Genomic DNA, 1,003 nt, shown 5'->3' with positions numbered 1-1,003 from the left:
GGGGCAGGAAGTCAAAGTCAGTTTGTAGGTCAGTCATAAGTTGCGTCCGCAATGTGTAAGCTGCGGACGCAATCTTGTTCCCTCTCACCCGCAGGTTCCAGATGAGCCGAAATTACCGCTTACGAATATCGCCTTGCGGTTGGCGCGACAATCGTAGACGCCGTCCAGGCTGACCACGCTGTCACGCAGGTCCAGGTTTGCTTCACGGGCAATCTGTATCACCTGCGGCAGCGCGTCACGCAGCAGTGGCGATTCGTTGCGATTGCCTGGTGCCGGCACGAACGGGGCAATCACATTGCAGTTCCGGTCGCAGAAGGCAACGACCTCGTCACCCTTCATGTGCTTGTGGCCGCTGAAGCCAATGTTGTCGCCGCCTTTTTTCGCCGCCGTCGTGGTGCCGTCGCCATGGATGATGCTGGTGTCCAGCAACTGGTCGTGGCTAAGCCGCACGACCGACGCGAGGAAGACAGCGTCAAAACATTCGCATGCCTGCCAGCGGCGAAAGGCCCGAAAGATGCTTGTGTAGTGGATCTCCGGCCTGCCGTGCCGATCCATTGCAATCGGCAGCGCCTTCCATTGGCAACCCAGGTAAAGCAGTTTCAGGATGTAGTTGAAGATCGCGTGCGCGGTCAGTTTGGATGCCGGTCCCCGGCTTCCTGCCGTGAGGTGCGGCAAGACAAATTGCTCGAACTGTTCGAGGCTTAATTCCGTTGGAATCCGTTGCCATTGCTGGCTTTTCGCCATTATCGACCGCCAAAGATCGGGAATTCTAGCGGATCCGGCAGAAATCGGCGAAAGTCATACCCACAAAGGACTTCAGACAAATTCAGCAGCCTTGAGAAACCCGCAACCAGTTGGCAGTATGAATCCAGCTAGTTCGCGAGAAGCCAGAGCCCGTCCTCAGTAGCCCAAAGCACCTTCACGAGATCGCCGCGGCGCCCGCGGAATATGAAGACGTTACCGCCCAGCGGATTCTCCTCAAGCGCCGTGTGTACCTTGGCAG

At 57.4% G+C, this 1,003-nt stretch carries 2 protein-coding genes; both read right to left on the bottom strand.

The features are described from left to right. Positions 1 to 84: 84 nt before the first annotated feature. Positions 85 to 744: a transposase gene (locus F6X42_RS42830; protein WP_246530566.1), complete on the bottom strand. Its 660-nt coding sequence runs from the start codon at positions 742 to 744 to the stop codon at positions 85 to 87. Positions 745 to 872: 128 nt separating this feature from the next. Beyond that, the coding region (gene tnpB / locus F6X42_RS42825) for an IS66 family insertion sequence element accessory protein TnpB (RefSeq protein ID WP_187639759.1) at positions 873 to 1,003 on the bottom strand (131 nt) is incomplete at its 5' end.

The organism is Paraburkholderia podalyriae (assembly GCF_014397785.1).
In the GTDB taxonomy this organism is placed as follows: Bacteria; Pseudomonadota; Gammaproteobacteria; order Burkholderiales; family Burkholderiaceae; genus Paraburkholderia; species Paraburkholderia podalyriae.
This window is presented reverse-complemented; position numbering and strand designations above follow the sequence as displayed.

Coding starts and splice junctions, on each gene's coding strand:
- F6X42_RS42830 (WP_246530566.1), bottom strand. CDS start 744: ATGGCGAAAAGCCAGCAATGGCAACGGATTCCAACGGAATTAAGCCTC.